The organism is Nocardia barduliensis, assembly GCF_013315795.1.
GTDB lineage: Bacteria > Actinomycetota > Actinomycetes > Mycobacteriales > Mycobacteriaceae > Nocardia > Nocardia barduliensis.
In genome coordinates this window covers 1-2,137 of the sequence record NZ_JABLTE010000241.1, presented here as the reverse complement: position 1 = coordinate 2,137, position 2,137 = coordinate 1, and the positions used below count along the sequence as shown (strand labels likewise).

Annotated in this window: 2 protein-coding genes; both read right to left on the bottom strand. The window is 68.0% G+C overall.

Annotation, left to right across the window (positions count from 1 at the left end):
* Positions 1-134: 134 nt before the first annotated feature.
* The gene (locus HOV91_RS38915) at positions 135-1,172 is read right to left on the bottom strand and encodes a flavin-containing monooxygenase (protein ID WP_174190162.1); all 1,038 of its coding nucleotides are present in this window, start codon (positions 1,170-1,172) and stop codon (positions 135-137) included.
* 100 nt (positions 1,173-1,272) lie between these two features.
* A partial coding sequence (locus HOV91_RS38910; RefSeq protein ID WP_312884951.1) for an alpha/beta fold hydrolase occupies positions 1,273-2,137 on the bottom strand: 865 nt, incomplete at its 5' end.

Sequence of the window (2,137 nt, the reverse complement as noted above, 5' to 3'; positions counted from 1 at the left end):
GGGCACGATGGGCAATGAGGTGGAAGCCCGCACTGAACGCGTTCGCTATCACCTTCGAAGGCCGGATCACCCCGACCGGAAACTAACCAACACCGGGGTCAGATCCGCCGTTTACCCGACAGTCCCCACAGACCCTAGCGACTGGTGAGTTTGCTGATGAGATGTTGGGCGTCGCGGCCTACTCCGCGCAGGGAGTTGGAGGAGGGGGTGCGTTGCCATTCCAGGCCGAGGTAGCCCAGGCCGGGGTGGGTGAGGGATAGTCCTTGCCGGTGGCGGGGGGTGTGGTTGTCGGTGAGTGCGCCGAGGCCGGTGAGGTAGGGCAGGTGCGGTCGGTAGCCGGTGCCGAGGATGACGGTGTCTGCGGGTCGGCGTGTGCCGTCGGGCCAGATGGCGGTGGCGCCGTCGAGGCGGGCGAACATGGGTCTGGTGGTGGGGTTGTCGGTGGCGAGGGCGGCGCGGTAGCGGCCGGTGTCGAAGACGGGTTGGGTTGGCGGGTTGGTCACGAATCGCCCGAGCGGGAGGGTGTCGAAGCCGGTGATCCGGAACCAGAAGTGCAGGTCTCGGCCGAGTGGCCGTTGTGGGACGAACTTCACCGGGTGTCGGCTGGCGAGGGTGACTGTGGCGTGTGCGGCGAGTTCGGCGGCAATCTGCACGGCGGTGTTTCCTGCACCGACCATAATCACGTTCTGTCCGGTGTAGTCGTGTGGTGAGCGGTATCGGCTGGCGTGCAGGAGTTTTCCGGTGAAGCTGTCCTGCCCGGGCAGGGAAGGAATGTTCGGGGACGCGAACCCGCCGGTGGCGGCGATGAGGCGGGGTGCGTGGAATTCGGCGCCGGTGTCGGTGTGGGCGGTGAAGGTGTGTCCGTCGTGGGTGACGGTGTCCACGCGGTGTTCGAGGTGGATGTCGGCGTCGAGGGTGGCGGCGTAGCGGCGTAGGTAGTCGACGACTTCGTCGCGGTGGGGGTAGTGGTCGGGGTCGCCGGGGAACGGCATGCCGGGTAGCGAGCTGTATCGGGCGGGTGAGAACAGGGTGAGGCTGTCGTAGTAGCGCGGCCAGGAGCCGGCGGGTTCGCTGCCGGCTTCGATCAGGGTGACCGTCAGGCCGCGGCGGCGCAGGTGGTAGGTGGCGGCCAGGCCGGATTGGCCGGCGCCGATGACGATGGCGTCGCTCATGAGTGTTCGTTCTTTCAGTCGTCGGATCCAGCAGCAGAAGAAGGCATGCGGGACCAGTGAGGCCGGCGCGTGGCAGACCTCACCGAGTGGTGCGGGGTTGTCAGGGGTGGGTGAAGGCGGCCAGAGCGGTGGCGAGCAGGTGGGGGTCGACGTGGTGTCCTTGCCCGTGCAGGGTCTCGCGGGTGAGGCCCGGTATCGCGGTGGCGAGGTGGTCGGCGGCGTCGAGGAGGTAGGGGGCGCTGGTGGTGCCGACGATCAGCCGGGTCGGCACGGTGACGGCGGTGTATTGCTCGACGGTGGGTGCGAGTGCGGCGAGGATGCGCATGGTCGGGACCAGGGTGGGGGCGTGGGCGATTTTCGACATCCACAGGGGGTCGGCGCGCAGGGCGGCGAGTTCGGCGGCGGAGAAACCTCCGGCGGCAGGGGTGGCGTCCAGCAGAAGTTGTTCGTAGTCGCCTGCGGTGATGCGGTTTTCGAGTTCGGTGAGTTCGGGGATCGGGTAGGTGATGGGCAGGGGTGGTTCGTAGAGAGCGAGCCGGTCGATGCGGTCGGGGGCGGCGAGAGCGGTTTCCAGGGCGATGACCGCGCCGTAGGAGTAGCCGAACAGGGTGGTGACCGGTCCGACGGCGTCGGCGACGGCCAGCACGTCGTCGATCATGTGGGTGATGTGCGGGGGTGAGTTGCCCCATCCGCTGGTGCCGTGCCCGCGCAGGTTGATCAGCACGACCTCGAAATCGTCGGCCAGGTGCTCGGCTATCGGTAGCAGACTGATCGCACTGCCGAGCCCGCCGTGCACACCGAGGATGACCGGTCCCGTCCCGCGGGCGAGGTAGGTGATGGTGGTGCCGTCGGTCGAGCTCACTGAATTGCCGCGCACCAGCCCGGATGGGCAGAGCGAGGGTTCGGCCGAAGGCGCAGGTCGGAGGGTGCCGGTCATGGGTGGGGTTCTTTCGGGGATGGTGTGG

Coding starts and splice junctions, on each gene's coding strand:
- HOV91_RS38915 (WP_174190162.1), bottom strand. CDS start 1,172: ATGAGCGACGCCATCGTCATCGGCGCCGGCCAATCCGGCCTGGCCGCC.